Annotated in this window: 20 protein-coding genes; 8 read left to right on the top strand and 12 right to left on the bottom strand. The window is 44.4% G+C overall.

Annotated elements, in window-relative coordinates:
* Nucleotides 1–10: 10 nt before the first annotated feature.
* The 8 genes from lnt to A1359_RS10750 all read right to left on the bottom strand — a co-directional run bounded on the left by lnt (nucleotide 11) and on the right by A1359_RS10750 (nucleotide 9,156).
* Nucleotides 11–1,579 carry an apolipoprotein N-acyltransferase gene (gene lnt, locus A1359_RS10785; RefSeq protein WP_066982253.1) on the bottom strand — a complete coding sequence of 523 codons (1,569 nt, stop codon included), beginning with the start codon at nucleotides 1,577–1,579 and terminating at the stop codon, nucleotides 11–13.
* 78 nt (nucleotides 1,580–1,657) lie between these two features.
* Nucleotides 1,658–1,963 carry a hypothetical protein gene (locus tag A1359_RS10780; protein WP_066982251.1) on the bottom strand — a complete coding sequence of 102 codons (306 nt, stop codon included), beginning with the start codon at nucleotides 1,961–1,963 and terminating at the stop codon, nucleotides 1,658–1,660.
* Between the two features lie 143 nt (nucleotides 1,964–2,106).
* Complete coding sequence (locus A1359_RS10775; protein WP_066982249.1) at nucleotides 2,107–4,323, bottom strand: primosomal protein N'; 2,217 nt, start codon at nucleotides 4,321–4,323, stop codon at nucleotides 2,107–2,109.
* Nucleotides 4,324–4,664: 341 nt separating this feature from the next.
* A complete protein-coding gene (locus tag A1359_RS10770) occupies nucleotides 4,665–5,174 on the bottom strand; it encodes a disulfide bond formation protein B (protein ID WP_066982247.1) in 510 nt (169 codons plus the stop codon).
* Nucleotides 5,155–5,859: a potassium channel family protein gene (locus A1359_RS10765; RefSeq protein WP_066982245.1), complete on the bottom strand. Its 705-nt coding sequence runs from the start codon at nucleotides 5,857–5,859 to the stop codon at nucleotides 5,155–5,157. The genes A1359_RS10770 and A1359_RS10765 overlap by 20 nt, the downstream gene beginning before the upstream one ends.
* Nucleotides 5,860–5,861: 2 nt before the next feature.
* Nucleotides 5,862–7,460, bottom strand: coding sequence for an NAD-binding protein (locus A1359_RS10760; protein ID WP_066982243.1), 1,599 nt, complete (start codon nucleotides 7,458–7,460; stop codon nucleotides 5,862–5,864).
* Nucleotides 7,454–8,176 carry an SDR family oxidoreductase gene (locus A1359_RS10755; protein WP_066982241.1) on the bottom strand — a complete coding sequence of 241 codons (723 nt, stop codon included), beginning with the start codon at nucleotides 8,174–8,176 and terminating at the stop codon, nucleotides 7,454–7,456. Before A1359_RS10755 ends, A1359_RS10760 begins: the two co-directional genes overlap by 7 nt.
* A complete protein-coding gene (locus tag A1359_RS10750; protein ID WP_066982240.1) occupies nucleotides 8,164–9,156 on the bottom strand; it encodes a spore photoproduct lyase family protein in 993 nt (330 codons plus the stop codon). Before A1359_RS10750 ends, A1359_RS10755 begins: the two co-directional genes overlap by 13 nt.
* Before the next feature lie 102 nt (nucleotides 9,157–9,258).
* Here A1359_RS10750 and ribF point away from each other — a divergent pair, with 102 nt between their 5' ends.
* The 3 genes from ribF (at nucleotide 9,259) to A1359_RS10740 (ending at nucleotide 11,009) form a co-directional block, all read left to right on the top strand.
* Nucleotides 9,259–10,200 carry a bifunctional riboflavin kinase/FAD synthetase gene (gene ribF / locus A1359_RS10745; protein WP_066982237.1) on the top strand — a complete coding sequence of 314 codons (942 nt, stop codon included), beginning with the start codon at nucleotides 9,259–9,261 and terminating at the stop codon, nucleotides 10,198–10,200.
* Entirely contained in the window at nucleotides 10,193–10,399 is a 207-nt protein-coding gene (locus A1359_RS21905) for a DUF1289 domain-containing protein (RefSeq protein WP_083960600.1), read from the top strand. Before ribF ends, A1359_RS21905 begins: the two co-directional genes overlap by 8 nt.
* Before the next feature lie 91 nt (nucleotides 10,400–10,490).
* Nucleotides 10,491–11,009, top strand: a complete 519-nt coding sequence (locus tag A1359_RS10740) for a SixA phosphatase family protein (RefSeq protein WP_066982234.1) — start codon at nucleotides 10,491–10,493, stop codon at nucleotides 11,007–11,009.
* A gap of 169 nt (nucleotides 11,010–11,178) precedes the next feature.
* On the opposite strand, the gene A1359_RS10735 is transcribed toward A1359_RS10740, so the two are convergent.
* From A1359_RS10735 to A1359_RS10720, 4 genes are all read right to left on the bottom strand, one after another.
* Complete coding sequence (locus A1359_RS10735; RefSeq protein WP_066982231.1) at nucleotides 11,179–11,373, bottom strand: hypothetical protein; 195 nt, start codon at nucleotides 11,371–11,373, stop codon at nucleotides 11,179–11,181.
* 253 nt (nucleotides 11,374–11,626) lie between these two features.
* Nucleotides 11,627–11,929, bottom strand: a complete 303-nt coding sequence (locus tag A1359_RS10730; protein ID WP_066982228.1) for a DUF4389 domain-containing protein — start codon at nucleotides 11,927–11,929, stop codon at nucleotides 11,627–11,629.
* Between the two features lie 2 nt (nucleotides 11,930–11,931).
* A complete protein-coding gene (locus tag A1359_RS10725) occupies nucleotides 11,932–12,951 on the bottom strand; it encodes a DUF2333 family protein (RefSeq protein WP_066982227.1) in 1,020 nt (339 codons plus the stop codon).
* Between the two features lie 92 nt (nucleotides 12,952–13,043).
* A complete protein-coding gene (locus A1359_RS10720; RefSeq protein WP_066982226.1) occupies nucleotides 13,044–13,316 on the bottom strand; it encodes a YcgL domain-containing protein in 273 nt (90 codons plus the stop codon).
* Between the two features lie 90 nt (nucleotides 13,317–13,406).
* On the opposite strand from A1359_RS10720, the gene A1359_RS10715 reads away from it, so the two are divergent.
* The 5 genes from A1359_RS10715 to A1359_RS10695 all read left to right on the top strand — a co-directional run bounded on the left by A1359_RS10715 (nucleotide 13,407) and on the right by A1359_RS10695 (nucleotide 18,803).
* On the top strand, nucleotides 13,407–13,994 hold the full coding sequence (locus A1359_RS10715) for a CPBP family intramembrane glutamic endopeptidase (protein WP_066982225.1): 588 nt from the start codon (nucleotides 13,407–13,409) through the stop codon (nucleotides 13,992–13,994).
* 10 nt (nucleotides 13,995–14,004) lie between these two features.
* Nucleotides 14,005–14,469, top strand: a complete 465-nt coding sequence (locus tag A1359_RS10710) for a hypothetical protein (RefSeq protein ID WP_066982223.1) — start codon at nucleotides 14,005–14,007, stop codon at nucleotides 14,467–14,469.
* 90 nt (nucleotides 14,470–14,559) lie between these two features.
* Complete coding sequence (gene guaB, locus A1359_RS10705) at nucleotides 14,560–16,026, top strand: IMP dehydrogenase (protein ID WP_066982218.1); 1,467 nt, start codon at nucleotides 14,560–14,562, stop codon at nucleotides 16,024–16,026.
* Nucleotides 16,027–16,107: 81 nt separating this feature from the next.
* The gene (gene guaA, locus A1359_RS10700) at nucleotides 16,108–17,691 is read left to right on the top strand and encodes a glutamine-hydrolyzing GMP synthase (protein ID WP_066982215.1); all 1,584 of its coding nucleotides are present in this window, start codon (nucleotides 16,108–16,110) and stop codon (nucleotides 17,689–17,691) included.
* A gap of 326 nt (nucleotides 17,692–18,017) precedes the next feature.
* Nucleotides 18,018–18,803 (top strand): Cthe_2314 family HEPN domain-containing protein, encoded by a 786-nt coding sequence (locus tag A1359_RS10695; protein WP_066982212.1) that lies wholly within the window; start codon nucleotides 18,018–18,020, stop codon nucleotides 18,801–18,803.
* Nucleotides 18,804–18,841: the final 38 nt, after the last annotated feature.

Raw genomic sequence — 18,841 nt, 5'->3', positions numbered from 1 at the left:
TGGTTAGTATTCAGCTACTGCGTTGCTTGTTTTTAGCTATTCCAATGCCAAGCAGTATCAGTAAAGCACTCCACAGAAGTCCAGGCATCAAGCTAAAATGACGCTGATAAAAAGTAGTTTGTGGCTGAGTCTGATAGGGAACATGGTAAGCGCCTGTCCAACTTTCATCCATGGGTGATAATGCTAAAACATCACCGTTGGCCAATGACACGGTTGAAACACCGGTATTGGTTACCCGTAACACGGGGCGCCTAAATTCAATGCCGCGAGCCAATGTCATATATAAATGTTGATAAGGTTCTTGCCAGTCGCCATACCAGGAATCATTCGTTACATTGACAATAAATTGTGCACCTAGATCGGCTAGTGCTTTGGAAAATTCAGGAAACAAGCTTTCGTAACAGACTTGTGGCCCCATCGCATAACCGTTAAATTTCAGCAGCATTGTTGGTCCGGGTCCGCGAGCAAAATGACCCACCATAGGAAGTAGTGATCTCAGCCAAGGAAAGGTTGCTTCACCAGGAATATATTCACCTAAAGCGAGCAAAATTGTTTTGCTGTAATGAGGCTCGGTGATTGTGCCTTGCTTATCTACCGCAAATAAGGAATTTGTAATCAATCCGGTTGGTTGGTCTTTAGCATAAGCCCCAGTCAGCATGGCTACTTGATGTGTACGCAAAAAATCTTGCAGCGTATGTGCATAAACAGTCTGGTTATATTCTCCGCCCAGTAGTGAAGGGAAGGCTGTTTCCGACCACATGACAAAATCTATATTGGGGTTGTTGGCCAGACCTGCTTCGGTGACGCGTAAGTACTTATCTAAAATTTCACCACGAAAACCCTTGCCATGTTCCATGGCTTGTTTTTCAAGATTGCCTATATTTGCCTGCACCAGCAAAGCATTCAACGCTGCATCAGGTTCCGGCAATCTGTTCTTTAGCCAGAGACCACTAGCATTTAGGCCCAAAAAAACAACAATAATCATTACAAAACCTAACTGGCCAGTCGTTTTTTTTCGTGCTTGCCAGGCAAATAAAACCAGCAGATTGGTCAGTATCGTCAGCATGCTCAAACCGATAAAGCCAATCACTTCAGCCCATTGGTAAATCGGTATGGCTGCGCCATACCAGGAATAACCAAAATTCCATTTGAACAACATCGGCAGATACAGTTCGACTAAGGCTGTGAATACAGCCATTAACGCGTAAGACAGCCAAGTTGTGCCAATTGTGAACTTGCGACTCCAGAACCATAACATCCCGGCAACGGGTACAAATAAGTGCCCTAATAACGCAAACAAAATCATACCTATGCCGGATACAAACCAGTTTACTTTTGCGAACTCATGCAAGGTATAGGTTACCCAGTTGAAGCCAATCAAAGTATAAATAAAGCTGGTTAGTACACCACTTAATACAACGGTTTTTAATTTGTCTTGCTGTTGCCAAAACAACCACAACGGCACAAAACAAAACAGCGATGCCCAAGGCGGAAAAGGAATATAGCTAGTGCCAATGAAAATGCCGGACAAAACCGGTAGCAGCCATAGGCTATTTGATGCTGGCAGCAGTGTGCGCATAACCTGAAATCTCGCCTTATAATTCAAAAGACAGCATTGTACCTGATTGAATAATGCTGCCGTCTAACAGGCTAAAGGTCATTCATCATGGAATAAATCCATGATCATTTTTTTTTCATCTTCATCTAAAATATCGACTGTCAAGGCGGGTTGAGGATGACGGATATGTCTGGATGAATACGCATTTCTGCTAAAGGTTCGTCGTTCTTGGGCGCGACGATCAGAAGAACGGCGATCAGAATTTCTACGATCTTGTTTGGGCCACAACACAAATTGCTCCATCATCATAGCAATCCATTCCGGTGAATTAAATTCAAACGGATTTGATCGCCTTTCTTTATGGCGACGTGCATGGTTTCGGCGATAGTTTGACTTCGAATTCATGGCAAATTAGCTGAAATCATTCTCGATGTAGGTTAAGCAGAGCGGTGTCTAACCGTTCTTGCCATTATTTATCAATGAATTAAGATTATAATTTACCAGTTTTATTTTATATGTAAAATGTTTAATAAATATTTAATAATTCTTTAATATAGATCGACCGGATCTATATCCAGCGACCAACGCACTTTTTTAGCTTCCTTCAATTTTACGACTTGCGGTAACACTAAATCTAATAAGTGATGCAGGTCTTTGCGGTGAGCGCTTTGCAGCAGTAATTGAAAGCGAAATTGTCCGGCCCTGCGTGCCATAGGTGCAGATACAGGCCCTAAGACTAAGGTTTTATCGTTTTTATTTTGTTGTAATAACTGGCAAACAGCCTGTAGAAACGCTTGTGGAGCCTGAGCATCACTGGCATGAGTACGCAGCAACGCCTGATGGCTGTAAGGGGGTAATCCAGCAAGTTTGCGTTCCTGCAGAGCGCTTTCGGCAAATGCTCGATAGCCCTTATCGATCAGAGTGGTCAACAATGGATGTTGTGGTTGTCGAGTTTGTAAAACCACCCGTCCACGATTGTTGGCTCGGCCAGCTCGGCCGGCTACTTGCACGATCATCTGCGCCAATTTTTCACCTGCGTGAAAATCAACGCTAAACAAGCCACTATCGACATCCAGTATCGCCACTAAAGTGACATCAGGAAAATGATGGCCTTTGGCCAGCATTTGTGTGCCCAGAATAATGTCCGCATGACCACTGTTGATTTGTTCCAGGTAAGCTTCTAAAGCGCCTTTGCGCTGAGTGGTGTCTCTATCCAATCGGATCAGATTCTTGCCTGGAAATAGCACAGTTAGAGTCTGTTCAATGCGTTCGGTGCCCAGCCCCAAAGGTTGTAGCTCACCCGTTTTGCAAGCTGGACATTGTTTAGGCAAGGACTGTTCAGCACCGCAATGGTGACAACGCAAACGCCGTTCGCTGGCATGGATTACCATATTGGCATCGCAGCGGCCACAGCGCGACACCCAACCGCAACCATGACATATTTGCACTGGAGCATAGCCTCTACGATTTAAAAATAACAATGCCTGCTGTCCACGCGCAAGAGTCGTTTGAATCTCTGTAATCAATGGTTCAGATAAACCATCCTGCAGTGGTTTGTTGCGTATATCCAAAATTTGAAATACCGGCTCAATGGCATTACCAGCCCGGCTTGATAGTTCTAATAATTGATAGCGTTGACGTGTAACATTGAACAAACTTTCCAGTGAGGGCGTTGCTGAACCTAATAAGACAGGAATATTCAGCATCTTGGCTCTAGCAATGGCGACATCGCGCGCAGAAAAACGAAAACCTTCCTGTTGCTTGAAGGAACTATCATGTTCTTCATCCAGAATGATCAAACCTGGCCTTTGCATGGGGGTAAATAAGGCCGAACGGGTGCCAAGCATGATGCTTGCACTGCCTTGTTGTAAACTCAGCCAGGCATGCAGCCGCTGACTATCATTGAACTTGGAATGAAAGCATACCATCGGCACATTAAAGCGTTGGCGAAAGCGTTGCTCCAGTTGCGGCGTCAGGGTGATTTCCGGTAGCAACACCAATACTTGCAGGTTGTATTGCAAGGCTTCGGAGATAACTTGCATATACACTTCGGTTTTACCGCTACCTGTCACACCTTGCAACAAGCTGACTGAAAATCTATGCAGACTGGAAATTACACTATCAATGGCGTGTAGTTGTTCTGGATTAGCGACTAACCCAACTGGTTTTTCCAGCCTGTCTGTGTCGACAGTTTGCCGAGGCTGTTCTATTAACAGGCCTTTTTCCAGCAAACTTTTTAGTGCAGCTTTATGCTCAGCTATGTCAGCCAGCTCAAACGTTTGCTGGCTATTTTGAAATACGGCTAATAGAGCTTGTTGCTTGGGTGCACGCTTGAGTTGCGCCGGCTCAGTGTTTCGCCCCAGCTTGGTCAAGCCGTAGCAGTTTTCGCGTTGCAGCACAGCGGGCTTACCCTGGCGCAGCGCTACCGGAAACGCCGTCGCGATGACCTCGCCGATAGCATGGTGATAATAACGACTAGCCCAATGCAATAATTGTAAATCTTTAGTTGAAAGTAGTGGTTCAGTATCCAGTACTTGTGCCACGTGTTTCAGCCGATTTAGATCGACACTGCTATCGCTGGCTTTCATAACACGCATCACTACACCAACTTTATGGGATTTACCAAACGGCACAGTAACCCGCATCCCGGGCTGGATGCTATTTAACGGGTAATGCTCAGGTGGCCAATAATCAAATAAACGCTCCAGCGGTACCGGGATGGCAATTTGCCAAATCAGCTTTGCGGAGGTGTCGCATTTAGCCAAGCTTGGTGAGGTTTTTATGATGAGTTTGCCCTAAGTGGTTATCGCTATAAAGAAATTTTAGTTACCCACAAAATCTGTGGATAACTCTGTGGATTACGTAAGAATAGTGTCGCTTAGTAGCGGATTTTATTACAGATTTGTTACATTGGATAATTTTGATGCAACAGTATTAAATATATAATATCAATGGCTTACGGTAAAAAATTAAGCTATGTAAAATCATTCTGCCGAAAATAAAGGTTAAAAAATCCTGTGGTACTGTTGTTGTGCATATCAGGTTAAAGTCAACTTCGAATCGATACCTTTAATTCAGCATAAGTTCATGCTTTCAGATTAATCTGTCATACATCGGTTTGCTCGCAGTGTGCTTTTAGCCAAATTGTTGCCAAGCTGAAAACAGCCAGCATTAAAAAGGCAATCAGTGTCCAGGCCGGAATTGTCAAACCCAAAAAAATGCCTTCGATTTGAGCACATTCCCCGGTACCGGTCAGCATTAGCTTGATGGTATCGGCTAGTGGAAAATGTTGAAACACGTACTCCAGTCCCGGGCTGCATTCCGGTACCTGATCAGGCGGTAAATGTTGCAGCCAGACATGACGTGTGGAAATGCTGGCGCCAATCAAAGCAGAAATCGCCCCGATCACCGCATAGACTTTATGAGCCCGGTTATGTATTCCGGCAAATAAAAAAATGATACCGGTGGACAGGATGGCAAGCCGTTGCGAAATACACAAAGGGCACGGCTCTAATTCTTCTACAAACTGCATAAAAGCACCCATGGCAAGTAATGCACAACAACCGGTAAAACCCAAAAAAAACCATAATCGCGGATTAAATTTTACAATATTCATCTTTCACATCTTTTTTAAATGCTCTAATTTCCCGTGAGGGGCCTAAAATAACCAGAATATCTCCCGAATTAAGTTGCCTATCCACTTCTTCAGCAACAAAATGCATTTGGTCGCTTAGTTGCTTATTGATAATACCGACCAAAATCAGATTGTAATGGCTGTTTAACTCTAATTGGCTAGCAAAAATACCCTGTAAAAAACTATTTTCCGGGACTTCCACTTCAGCCAAATGCAAGTCATTTCTACCAAATACGGTCTGGTCAAAAAGATCTGTGATATCGGGTCTTTTCAGCATATCGTGAATCTTGTGTCCGCAAATCTGATAGGGATCGATGATCTTATTTGCTCCAGCCGCCAACAGTTTTTCCGAGGCATCCGGGCTTTCTATTATGGCAATAATTTGCAGATCTTTATCCAGCGCCCGCGCAGACATGGTCAGAAATACATTTTCGGAATCGTTGTCAAAGCAACACAGCAAGGTGTTGATGTCGTCGCCAATTCCGATGCTTCTTAAGCATTCATCACTTTTAAAATCAAGTAAAGTAGCATTTATGTCATTGTCTAAAGCCTGCTCAATATGTTCAGGTTTATGGTCAAACACTTTAATATCGTGAGCTTCTCTATCAATCCTACTAATAGCTTCAAAAGAAACTCTGTTATAACCAAAGATAGCAACCTTTTTCATAGTTAAGTTTTTGCTCGTAAACGCTGCTTCTCAATTTCATTTCGAAAATGATCAATACTATATTTTCGTCCCAAAATTACCAACATATCACCTTGTCGCAATATAAAATGTTGCTCTGGATTAAAATAAAAATGCTGCTGTTTAACTCGGTATTTATTCTTATGTTTTAAATGTAAAGCATTGGCACTAATGACACCTAGCAAGGTCAGTTTACGTTGCAGCAAATCCAGTTGCTCTATTTTCTGAGTATCCAATGGCGATTTTTCTGTAACTAATATGGTTTCCATGCCAATATCGCTTCGATTTTGTAAAACACCTAAAATAGCCTCAAATGCAACCGGCTGCCCCAAAAACTCTGCGGCTAACAATCCCGCTACCTCAAAAGGTAATATTACATTATTAGCACCAGCCTGATACATTTTGCTTAGATTTTCATGGCGGTTCACTCTTGAAATAATGTGAATATCTTTACTCAAATGTCTGCTGGTTAGTGTGATATATACATTCACCACATCATCACCTGTTATGCAAAGTATGGTGCTGGCACCTTGATTGATGCCTGCACTGAGCAAAACATCATTGCGGGTAGCGTCATTTTGTATGGCTAGATATTTTAACTTTCTGGCCAGACTAATGTTATGCTCATTTTTATCGATGATAATAAACTTTTGCTTGTCTTTAGCTAGATGGCTGGCAATCTCTTGGCCCACCCGACCAAATCCGCAAATAATAATAAAATTACGATAACGTTCTAAATCAGAAGTTATTTTATTCTCGCGTAACTCCGGCATTTTTTCATTGAATGCTGAGATTAATATTGAAGTAAAAAATGCCACAATGCCGACGCTGACAAAAATTAGAATCATCGCTACTATGCGGCCACCCAGAGTATGTGGAGTAATATCACCGTAACCAACAGCCGCTGCAGTCACAATAGCCCAATAAAAGGCTTCAAATAAGTTGTGAATATCACTGTCGTTTTCAGGGAATTCAAAAATATATACTGATACACTGGCAATCAGCAGAAAGAATCCAGTGAATATTAATAGGGTCAGTAATTCAAAACGTTTGGTGACGAGTATGTCTGAATAGAGTCTAATGCTATTTGAATAGCGAAACAATTTGAATATTCTAAATATCAAGAATATTCGCAAAATACGTAGTGGTCTATAGCTCGGTAGTATGGCCAGTAAGTCAATAATGGCATAAGGTGTAAATATATATTCCGCTTTGTTTAAAATTGACTTTATTAATGTCTTTGTTAAATTAAATTTTATATTTAAATAAAGAGCTTTTTCGTAATCCTTTATGATGATTTCATGTGTGTTTGAATAAATCCAAAGCCGCAATAAGTATTCTATAATGAATATAGATATAATGCATATTTCAACATAGCCACCCATAACACTAAACTGTTGACCAGTATCATAAAATAGGAAGTAGATACTTAAAAATATTAGACTTATCATTAGGAAATCAAAATATGATTTCAATTTGCTGTCTTGATTTTCTAATAGATTCCAGAAAAATAGCTTACTATTTTTATAGCGCTTGGATGATTTTAAGAAATAAGCTAAATAAACAATAATCCGACTTAGCATAAGGTTCTTTTGAACTCAATGACTTTATTAAGTGGGCTTAAATTGATTTCGTCAACGCCACAATAAGGGCTGGCTTGAAAAATATAGCAGACCACATCCGCTACATCCTTGGCTTGCAAAGCCTGTTCTGGTTGCTTGCCAGGAGTAAAGCTCAGGCTATCAAAAAAGGCGCTGTCGACCATGCCTGGATTGATCAAAGAAACTCGCACGCCGCTTTTACCGCATTCGTCCCTAAGTGCTTGAGAAAAACCTCGTAAGGCAAATTTACTCGCACAATAAATACTGCCATTCCGTGTGCCTTTTAATGCCGCTTCTGAGCCGATGTAAATCAAGTTACTATGCGGCTTTTGCTTGAGTTTGGGCAGCAATGCTCGGGTCAAAAATGCCTGGCCAGTAAAATTAACGCTCATTAATTGCTCGATCTGTTGAAATGAAAATTGCTCCAAACTGCCGAACTGACCGTACCCGGCTGCAAAGACCACTGCATCCAGCTGCGGAAAATCGTTTTGTAGACCTTTGGCAAACGGGCTTATTTCTGTGAGTTTAGCTAAATCCAATTCTGCAGCTAAGAATTGCGGGTGTTCCACCGAAAAGCGTTGGCGATCACGCGATAGCCCAATCACAAAGTGTCCCTGTTGCAATAACTGCCTAGCCACCGCACGGCCGATACCGGAGCTGGCGCCTGTGACCAGTACTGTGCGTTTTATAGCTTGCATGGAAAGAATCGGGTTTCAGGTATGTATTGCAATAACATTTCCGTACAATCCGCCATCATCGTTTGTTCAAGTTCTGAGCGATAAGACAGCATGCCGGATGTGCTTTGTAACGGGCTGGCGAATAAGCGTTCATCCGGATACAACTTGTGCATTTTTTTGAAAAAATGTTCAGGTAATCTGAATACACCAAGACTGACGGAATGTAATGCCTCGGCATCAATCACGCTAAAGACCTGTTCAAACAATTCGCGATAGTGCTGCCGATAATTGTGCTGATAAATCAATGGGTCAAACCGCAGGCCGATGGGCCAATCTTGGCGCTGTAACTTGACGGCTGCTTCGATACGTTTGGCGACCGATGGCGCTTTGGCTTCCACTTTATCGGCTACCGAATCGGGTGACAAACTAAATGCTACCACGCATTGCGGCAATACGGGGCGTGCTAACAATCCTCTGATCTGAGTGCTTTTGCTGCGTAACTCCAGCCATGCGTTGGGCAATTCGGCAAACAGCGGCAAAAAAGATTCGGCAAAACCGGTAACGGGTTCAAAAGCCAGGCTGTCGCAATCGTAACCGGAAAAAAAATAAATGGCTTCGTTGGGTGTTTCTTGACAAATATCACGAATTTGCTGCTGAAAATCTTCGTAATTCACAAATAACACATAATTGGCCGACTGATACATGCCTTGCAAAAAGCAATAACGACAATCGTACAGGCAGTTGAGCATATGAGAAAAATAGTAATTACGTTGTCCGCCAATGCCGTAGCCGGCAGGTGCCGGCAGGACAAACTTTTGATGTTTGTGGGCCAAAATCAACGCTGGCTGTTGTTTTTGCAAGCGAAAATTCTGTGCTTTGGGATTGAATACTTCGCCGTATCGCTCACAGTCTATGACTCTGGCGGCAGGAAAACGCTGCCGAATCGCAGCCACGCGCGGATGCTGAGCAACTGCTGATTCGATATACAGGGTGTCTATCATGCAAATAGGATTTGAGTGTTTTCCAGAGCCATCATTATAAATGACGATAGGTCACGCCGCTCGTTGCTGATAGAATCAGATGTTTTGAAGTAGACGATTACAATGCGTTTAATCCGGGGATTAGATCATATTGAGGCCTTGCATGATGGTTGCGTGCTAACCATAGGTAATTTTGATGGCCTACATCTTGGGCACCAGCGCGTAATCGAACGCTTGGCCGAACATGGCAAACGCTTGGGGTTGCCTAGCGTGGTAATGGTATTTGAGCCGCAACCTTTAGAGTATTTTCTCGGCGATCATGCGCCCTCAAGACTAACCCGCTTACGGGAAAAAGTAATTCAATTTGCCAAATTACCAATCGATGAATTATTGGTATTGCCCTTCAGTAGTGCGCTTGCGGATTATGATGCAGAACAGTTCATACGCGATATTTTGATCGACAAACTCCACATCAAACATTTGGTGATTGGTGATGACTTTCATTTTGGAAAGGCCAGACGTGGTAATTTTGCCTTGTTGCAGCACCGTGGACAGGAAAATGGTTTTGCCGTTGAGTCCACTGATTCATTTGAACTACAAGGTTTGCGTATCAGCAGTACTTTGATCCGCGATGCGCTGGGCGAAGGTAATCTGTTGCTAGCCAGAACCTTGTTGGGACGGGATTATTCGGTGTGTGGTCGAGTGGCTCATGGCGACAAGCGTGGTCGGGAACTGGGTTTCCCGACCGCAAATTTACAAATGTTTCGTAAAAACACGCCGCTGGTAGGTGTATTTGCCGTCACTATGACCGGCCTGGAAAATGGAGAGTTGCACGGCGTAGCCAATCTGGGTAATCGCCCCACTTTCGACGGTGGCGCCAAAGCTGTGCTGGAAACGCATTTATTCGATTTTAATCAAGATATTTACGGTCGCTATGTCGAGGTGCATTTTAAAGCCAAGTTACGCGACGAGATTCGCTTCAATTCTCTAGCTGCGTTACAGGCACAAATCAACCGTGATGTTGTAGCAGCTCATGATTTTTTTGCAAAAATGAGTTATGTCTGAAATTAAAGACAGTATCCCTTCCCCTTGTGTTCGTAATTGTTGTTTGGACGAGCAGGATATTTGTCTGGGCTGTTTCCGCTCGATAGAAGAGATTTGTGCCTGGTCTAAAGCCAACTCTCAATTACGCCAGCAATTCCTGCTCAACGCCGAGCAAAGGCAAAGGCTGTATCTGCTTCAGTTCGTCAACATTGCACACTAATCTATAGCAAGAGCGAATCTTTCATTTCTGCGCTCGACAAACGAAGTCGGATATTGCGCTATGATTATAGTGACCAAGGGTAGGAGGGCAGATGGCGAGAGAATTGATGCTATTAAGACATGCCAAATCAGATTGGCCGGAAGGGGTTGCCGATTTTAACCGGCCCTTAAAAAAGCGCGGAAGAAAAGCCGCCTTACGTATGGGCGAATGGTTGTTAAAGCAACAACTACACCCCGACTGGATTGTTTCATCACCTGCAGTCCGTGCTCAAGAGACAGCGGATCTTCTCTGCAAAGGCCTGGGTCTGAGCAAGCAGCAGATGCTTCATCTTGATGACAGAATTTATGAAGCCGATATTGATGCGCTTAAACAGGTGCTTGCGGACTGCCCTGCTGCCAGTCAACGTATTCTATTGATTGGTCATAATCCGTCGCTAGACGATTTGCTGCTTTATCTAGTCGACGAGCTTAAGCCTGACTCGGATGGTAAACTATTTGCGACTGCAAGCTTAGCAAGAATAGAGTTGCCTGATAATTGGGATATGATAGAGCCGCTTAGCGGGCGGCTGAAAATGCGCATAAGAGCTAAATACTTATTATTGGACAGTTAATTTTGCACTGTCATTCCGCCTCAAATGTCTGCCTGATTAGTAAGTATCTTCAGCTATACCCAAAAAGTCCGTCATGCTCGCCGGGAAGCGGGCATCCAGTGCCATGCATGGCAAGCTTGCTAATCAGGAAAGTCTTTAACTGCATTGCTTGAGTTGAGAGGTTGATAGTCTAGCTATCGTTTGATTCCTTTAAGACGGCTGACTCAATAATGCGTTTGCTTAGCTCTTCGTCCTGCTGCACGGCATCAATCATCGCATCAATAACCAAACGTAGTTTTAAGGCATTATATCGGGAGTAGTTTTTTAACTTATCGTAGGTTTTTTGATTAATGGAAATCTTTTTTCTGTCGTCTTTTGAACCCATGTTTTGTTCCTCTCAGGTTGACTAGTTGCATCATCAGGCCGGCTAATCTATCAGTTTTTGTCGTTTTTTGTCACCTTGTTATCGATGCAGTCGACAAAAAATAAAAACAAAATTAAACCGAACAATAGATAGATAATCTGCGCTTTATAGATATGTATTAGTCGTTATGTAGTTAAACGATCTTTAGAAATTGATGCTGTCATTTGCAATAATCGGCAGACAGGATATAGCCGACAATACACTTGTAACGTGTTTATGATTTGCTGGGCGATTCCAGTTCTGTCGTCAGATTCCAGGCGGAAAAAGGAAATGGCAGTTGCTCGGTGTTGAAGGTCAAAAACAGCAACAAGTGATAATGATAGGTCGATAAGTTGCGGCCGAATTCAAGAATATTGGGGTTGGTGATTCCTGTAAATAACACAGAGCCGACTTGCAATAATATTACCAACCATAACAACAATTTGACTATGCTGTCGATGGCTGCATATATCAGCATGAAAATAATGCGCTTCCAGGTGCTGATTTTTTTTAGATTTTCGTTGATTTGTTCCTGCATGATCAACCCCTGTTCATTACGTCGCGCAAATCAAGCGCTGCTGCGTTGGCACGGGCAATATAGTTGGCCATGGCCAATGAATAATTAGCAAATAAGCCAAAGCCGTCACCATTTAAAACCACCGGGCTTAGCGTAGGCGTCAAGGCGTTTTCCAGAGACTGAATCATGTTATCCAGTGTGTTCATGGCGCGTTTGTCCAGCAGAATGTCGGAAAAATCGTGTTTGATGGCTCGCAAAATATGTAGCAAAGCCCAGCAAGCACCACGCGCTTCATAGAAGACGTTATCGATTTCCATCCACGGAGTTCTACCAATGGTAGGCATGTTGATATCAACTGCATTGGAAGGATCGCCGTGAGTTGCACCAGAGAATTTATCCGTGCTGGCGGCCAAACGAGTCGATAAGCCGCCCAACCGCTTAATTACGATTTCGGTGTATTGCCATAAGTTGTCAGCACGCGAGTGGAATTGCGCAGCTCTGGAGGTGGCGGTCGGGTTTTGCAGACGAATCATATAATTGTGCAGCGCATCGATACCTTTGACGTATTCAGCTTCGGTCGACGGTAGTGCCCAGGAATTATGCTCGTAATAAAAATAAGGTTCGGCCATTGCCAGATCCGGATCTTCCGCTGATTGTGATTGATCGCGGGCAAAGTGATTACGGAGCGCTGTAGTGGCATCCCGCAACATAACCAGCGCACCGTATTCCCAGTTTTGGATGTTGTCGCAAAATAAGCCTGGAGGTGCGACATCATTGGTAAGATAACCGCCGGTCTTGAACAAAATAACATCGGCAATATGTGCCAGCGTATTGGCGTAAACAAAGCCAATCGGCATTTCATCGGTATGTGTGACATTCATACGCTCAATAGCTTCGTCTTGAACGTTGAATTGTTCCGGTTCACGGCTCCACCACTCACCCAGCAGCAACATAACAACTGCAATAACAGCTATCATTGCGCCAAAACCCCAGAGTATGCCTTTCGACTTTGCGTCTTCGTAAGCTTGTGGATTATCTGACATGTGTTGCTTATCCTGATCTGGCTAAAAATAGTGAGCAATAACAGCTTTTAATGCGCTTATGTTAGCACGGTTTGTCTTGATGACCAGCTGTTTCAGTGTAGTTGATTGTTAGCTTGAGCCAAGGCTGGGGGTGCTATTTGAGGCGGCATCTGAATAAAAAATCCTTTGCTTTTTAGGCTGGCGATGACTTTGCTGGCATCTTCTTTGGCCAATTTGCGCTCGGGGGTTAATTGTAGTTCCATCACAAACGCCAGTTGACCAAAATTTTTAAATAATTCGTCCGGCATGCTGGAGAAGTCGTCTTTTTGACTTAAGTACAGATAAAGATCAGCTTTTTTCAGGCTTTTATAAATAAAGCAATTCATTGCAATAACTCCAGATGACAAACGCTGCCAATTTTAACGGTTTTTGGATAAAATTTTCAGATCACTATATTACTGGTTAAACTAGTTTCCATGCAAAACACCGCACCACTGCCTGATAATTTCTTCCGAATGGCTTGTTATTTTGAGGCTGCACTGACATTTCTGGCCATTTTGTTAGGCTGGCTGATGGACGTAAACCCCTTTGCCTATCTGGGTTTTGACGAACAAGCACTTGTCTACGGCATACTATTGACCTTACCCTTGGTGTTGATTTTTTTTGCTATGCAAGAATTGCCTTTCGCAGGACTGCAGAAAATCAGGGCACTATTGCTGGAAACCTTGGGCGCCCGATTATATCGCTGTCATTGGACGGATTTGCTGATATTGGCGGCGATCGCCGGGTTTTCTGAAGAAGTGTTGTTTCGAGGCACTTTGCAACCTTGGCTGGAAAATGTAACCGGAATGACGGCGGGTTTGTTGATTAGCAATGTCTTGTTTGCCCTGGTACATGCCGTCACCCCGCTTTATGCGGTTTTAGCCTTGCTGATGGGATTATATCTGGGCATGAGTCTGGATTACGGCGCCGAGCGTAATCTGCTGACACCGATTGTGATACACGGGTTTTATGATTTCATCGCGTTCGTTGTTATTCTGCGCAATTACCGTAATAGCTTGTAAGAAGAAAAGCATGCCTACATCCTCTGAAAGAACTAACGCATTAACTCTGCACTGGCTGGTTTGCGGAGCGATGCTCTTGCTGTTACTGGGCTACAACATGATCTGTTATGTTTGGGCGGCTGATATTCGTATCAACCTGCCAGAGTCTCAGCGAGTCATGATTAGAAGCCTGTTATATGTGATTGCCATAGCACTGTTTCCGCTGACTAACTTGATGCGACATATCCTGCTGCGATTGAATCAAACCATGCCTGGAGAAAAAACGGCTGAGCAACGCTATTTGGTAACGGTGATAGTGACTCAATCCATGATTGAAGTCGTCAGCTTGTTTGGTTTGTTAATGTTTATTCTGGGTGATGATATCAATACACTTTATATATTTACCCTGATGGGGGCGGTAGGAATTTACCTGCATAAACCCAAACAAAGCGAATTTCAAAGCGTCGTTTATGCCTTAACGCATAAAAACGACTAGCCCGGTGTGATTTTCAGTCATATCCGTTTTTGTCGCCTTTGGGCTTAAGCTGTACAATGTGCTGCTATTTAGAATTAGCTCAGGTGTAGTATGAAAATCATTCAGGAAGCGCTAACGTTTGACGATGTATTATTGGTGCCGGCACATTCGGCAGTGTTGCCGCGTGAAGTAGCGCTAAAAACCCAGCTGACCAAAAAAATCACCCTGAATATCCCCTTGATATCTGCAGCCATGGATACCGTCACCGAAGCCCGTTTAGCGATTGCAATTGCTCAAGAAGGCGGCATCGGCATCATTCATAAAAATATGACGATCGAGCAACAAGCTCGGGAAGTGTTACGGGTTAAAAAATACGAAAGCGGCGTTATCAAAGACCCTATTACGGTGAACTCGAATGCCACCGTGCGAGAAGTCATGGAATTAACCCGTGCTAAAAACATTTCCGGTGTGCCGGTGGTTGATGGCGAAGAACTGGTAGGTATTGTCACCAGTCGTGATTTACGGTTTGAAACCCGACTAGACGAATCCATACGCTCTATCATGACGCCTAAAGAACGCCTGGTTACGGTTAACGAATCGGCCAGCCACATCGAAGCTATCGAGTTATTACACAAATACCGGATAGAAAAAGTCCTGATGGTGAATAATGACTTTCACTTACGCGGCCTGATTACCGTTAAGGATATCCAAAAAGCCAAAGACAACCCATATGCCTGCAAGGACGAACAAGAACGCCTTCGCGTGGGCGCTGCGGTTGGCACCGGTGCTGACACAGAAGAACGCGTTGCAGCCTTGGTCAACGCCAGTGTAGACGTGATTATCGTCGACACTGCCCACGGTCACTCTCAAGGTGTATTGGACAAAATTCGCTGGGTGAAACAAAACTTTCCTCAGGTACAGGTGATAGGTGGCAACATTGCCACGGCCGCCGCCGCAAAAGCCTTGTTGGAAGCCGGTGCCGATGGGGTAAAAGTCGGGATAGGGCCAGGCTCGATTTGCACCACCCGTATTGTGGCCGGTGTCGGTGTGCCGCAAATTACTGCAATTAGTAATGTCGCTGCCGCTTTAAAAGGGACAGGCGTACCGTTGATAGCCGATGGCGGCATCCGTTATTCCGGAGATTTGGCCAAAGCCCTGGCAGCAGGTGCGCATACTGTGATGTTGGGCGGCTTGTTTGCAGGCACCGAAGAAGCACCTGGCGAAGTTGAACTATTCCAAGGCCGCTCTTATAAATCTTATCGCGGCATGGGCTCTTTGGGTGCAATGTCGCAGCAACAAGGTTCCAGCGATCGCTACTTTCAGGAAACCACCGAAAACGTGGAAAAACTGGTACCGGAAGGTATAGAAGGCCGGGTGCCGTATAAAGGCAGCGTATTGGCGATTATTCACCAATTACTCGGCGGCGTGCGTTCCAGCATGGGCTACACCGGTAATGCCACCATCGAAAAAATGCATGAAAATGCCCAGTTTGTCCGCGTTACCAGTGCCGGCATGCGGGAAAGTCATGTTCACGATGTGACCATTACCAAAGAAGCGCCGAATTACCACATGAATTAAACAAATCCTATACGGTGGGTTACGCTTAGCTTTTATGCTCTTTGGGTAAACCCACCCTACTTTTATTTTGAAGGCCTTCGCGTGACACAAACCACCAACATCCATTCCGATAAAATCCTGATCCTTGATTTTGGCTCGCAATACACACAACTCATCGCCCGCCGCATCCGCGAAATCGGTGTTTATTGTGAAATCTACGCCTGCGACTGCACCAGCGACGAAATCAAAAGTTTTGCCCCCAAAGGCATCATTCTGTCTGGTGGTCCGGAAACTGTGACCAGCAGCGATACACCACGCGCACCTGAAATCGTATTTCAGCTCGGTATTCCGGTATTGGGTATTTGTTACGGCATGCAGACCATGACCGAGCAATTGGGCGGCAAGGTGGAATCATCCGATCACAGGGAATTCGGCTATGCGCAAGTCCGCGCTCGCGGCCATTCCAAACTCTTGCTGGATATCGAAGATCACGCCTCGACCGAAGGTTTTGGCTTATTGGATGTCTGGATGAGCCACGGTGACCGAGTGGTGGAATTACCCGCCGGTTTTAAACTCATCGCCAGTTCTAGCGGTGCGCCGATTGCCGGCATCGCCGACGAAGACAAAGGCTTTTACGCACTGCAGTTTCATCCGGAAGTTACCCACACCAAACAGGGCGGACGCATACTCAGCCGGTTTGTGCTGGAAATATGTGAATGTCAGGCGCTATGGAATGCCAGTAATATCATAGAAGACAGCATCAATGCGGTACGCGAAAAAGTTGGTAGCGATCAAGTCATACTGGGCTTGTCCGGTGGTGTCGATTCATCAGTCGTGGCGGCATTGCTGCATAAAGCGATCGGCGAACAATTAACCTGTGTGTTTGTCGATACCGGCTTGCTGCGTCTGCATGAAGGCGATCAAGTGATGGCGATGTTTGCATTACACATGGGGATAAAAGTCATCCGCGTCAATGCCGAACAACGCTATCTGGATGCTTTGGCCGGTGTGACGGATCCGGAAGCCAAGCGCAAAATCATCGGCAATTTATTTGTAGAGATTTTCGATGAGCAAGCCGGCAAACTCACCGATGCCAAATGGCTGGCGCAAGGTACTATTTATCCAGACGTCATCGAATCGGCCGGCGCCAAAAGTGGCAAAGCGCATTTGATTAAATCGCATCACAACGTCGGCGGCCTGCCAGAGAATATGACCTTGAAACTGGTCGAACCCTTGCGTGAACTATTCAAAGACGAAGTGCGCAAACTCGGCCTGGAATTGGGCTTGCCCGCCGACATGATTCATCGTCACCCCTTCCCAGGTCCCGGCTTGGGTGTGCGGATTTTAGGCGAAGTGAAAAAGGAATATGCCGATTTACTGCGTCAGGCCGATGCCATATTTATCGAAGAGCTGTATTGCAATGATTTGTACGATAAAGTCAGCCAGGCTTTCGCAGTATTCCTGCCGGTCAAATCGGTCGGCGTGATGGGCGACGGCCGCCGTTACGATTACGTCATCGCTATCCGCGCAGTGGAAACTATAGACTTCATGACCGCACGCTGGGCACATTTACCTTATGAATTTTTGGATTTGATTTCAAGACGGATCATTAACGAAGTGAACGGCATTTCGCGGGTGACTTACGATATTTCGGGTAAACCGCCGGCTACGATTGAGTGGGAATAAGAGCAGGCGAAAGGCAAAAGAGGAAAGGCGAAAGGCGAAAGGCGAAATCGTTCCCACGCTCGGCGTGGTCACTCAGTGGTCAGGCGCTCCAGAGCACTTATCATGCCCGCTGGAGAGGTGCTGGATGCATACCCATACTGGACGTGAGAACGATAAATTACTGATCTTCCGTAAGAAATTTTAGCATCGGTAATACTCCTATCCGTTTGTCATCTCAAAATGGATGTTATTCCGTTTAGATACACAATCTTTCCATAAAAATATTTTCTCTAAAATCATTAGGCTGTATAGGCTATACGGACAGATCGCAACTTGTTAGATTTAGTATGAACGAAGAGAAACCAAAAATAATTCGTAGCGCAATGATCGTCGCAACAAAAGATGGGCTTGATTCTATTCCAGAAATGTTTGGCAATACTTATTTAAGTAAATTCTCAAAGGGAGATCCAGATTACTGGAGTAAATTACATGGAATGCTTTATGGAGGTGGTCGGCTACGTAAGTTCGCATCATGCTTTGAGGACATAGTTGAGAAATTTTCCTTTGCGGGGATAGCTCGTGATCAAATCAGTGAGCATGAAACTAGAAAAGATTATCAGAAAATTTATATAGTTAAGTATCACCTTTATAGTTATATTTTTTTAATTAAGTCATTCCTGGATGCATGCGCTGTATTTATTAATGAGACTTATGGTCTAAACGTGAAAGGGAGCAACATCGCTTTTGATAAAAAGAAATTCATAAGCGCTTTAGATGTGGTCAATCCAGCTCTTACAAAGCAGCTTGCTGAGCGTAGCGAATGGACTAACTTAGTGGTCCAATATCGAACTAATCTAATTCATAAACATGGATTATACGTTGGACCAATTCCGACAGTACCTAACTCGATGACAGACCCGCAGGAAGTAGATCGCTACATTCTTGAACAGCCGCACTATATGCCAAATGATCCTGACTTTGTTATAGACAAAATCTATGATGGCCAAGAAGGTGAGTTTGTCATGGTCACTGTTTTGGTTGATGAATGGATCGATGAAGCCTATAGATTTTTAAATTTGGTGCTAAGCAGTTTTACTACTTCTTTTGAACTCGATGATCCCAATGAAAGCTAGATTTCATCGTTCCCACGCAGCGCGTCACTGCCATTAAG

The organism is Methylomonas lenta (assembly GCF_001644015.1).
In the GTDB taxonomy this organism is placed as follows: domain Bacteria; phylum Pseudomonadota; class Gammaproteobacteria; order Methylococcales; family Methylomonadaceae; genus Methylomonas; species Methylomonas lenta.
Note: the sequence above shows the minus strand (reverse complement) of the source record. Positions and strands in the feature narration are given on the sequence as shown.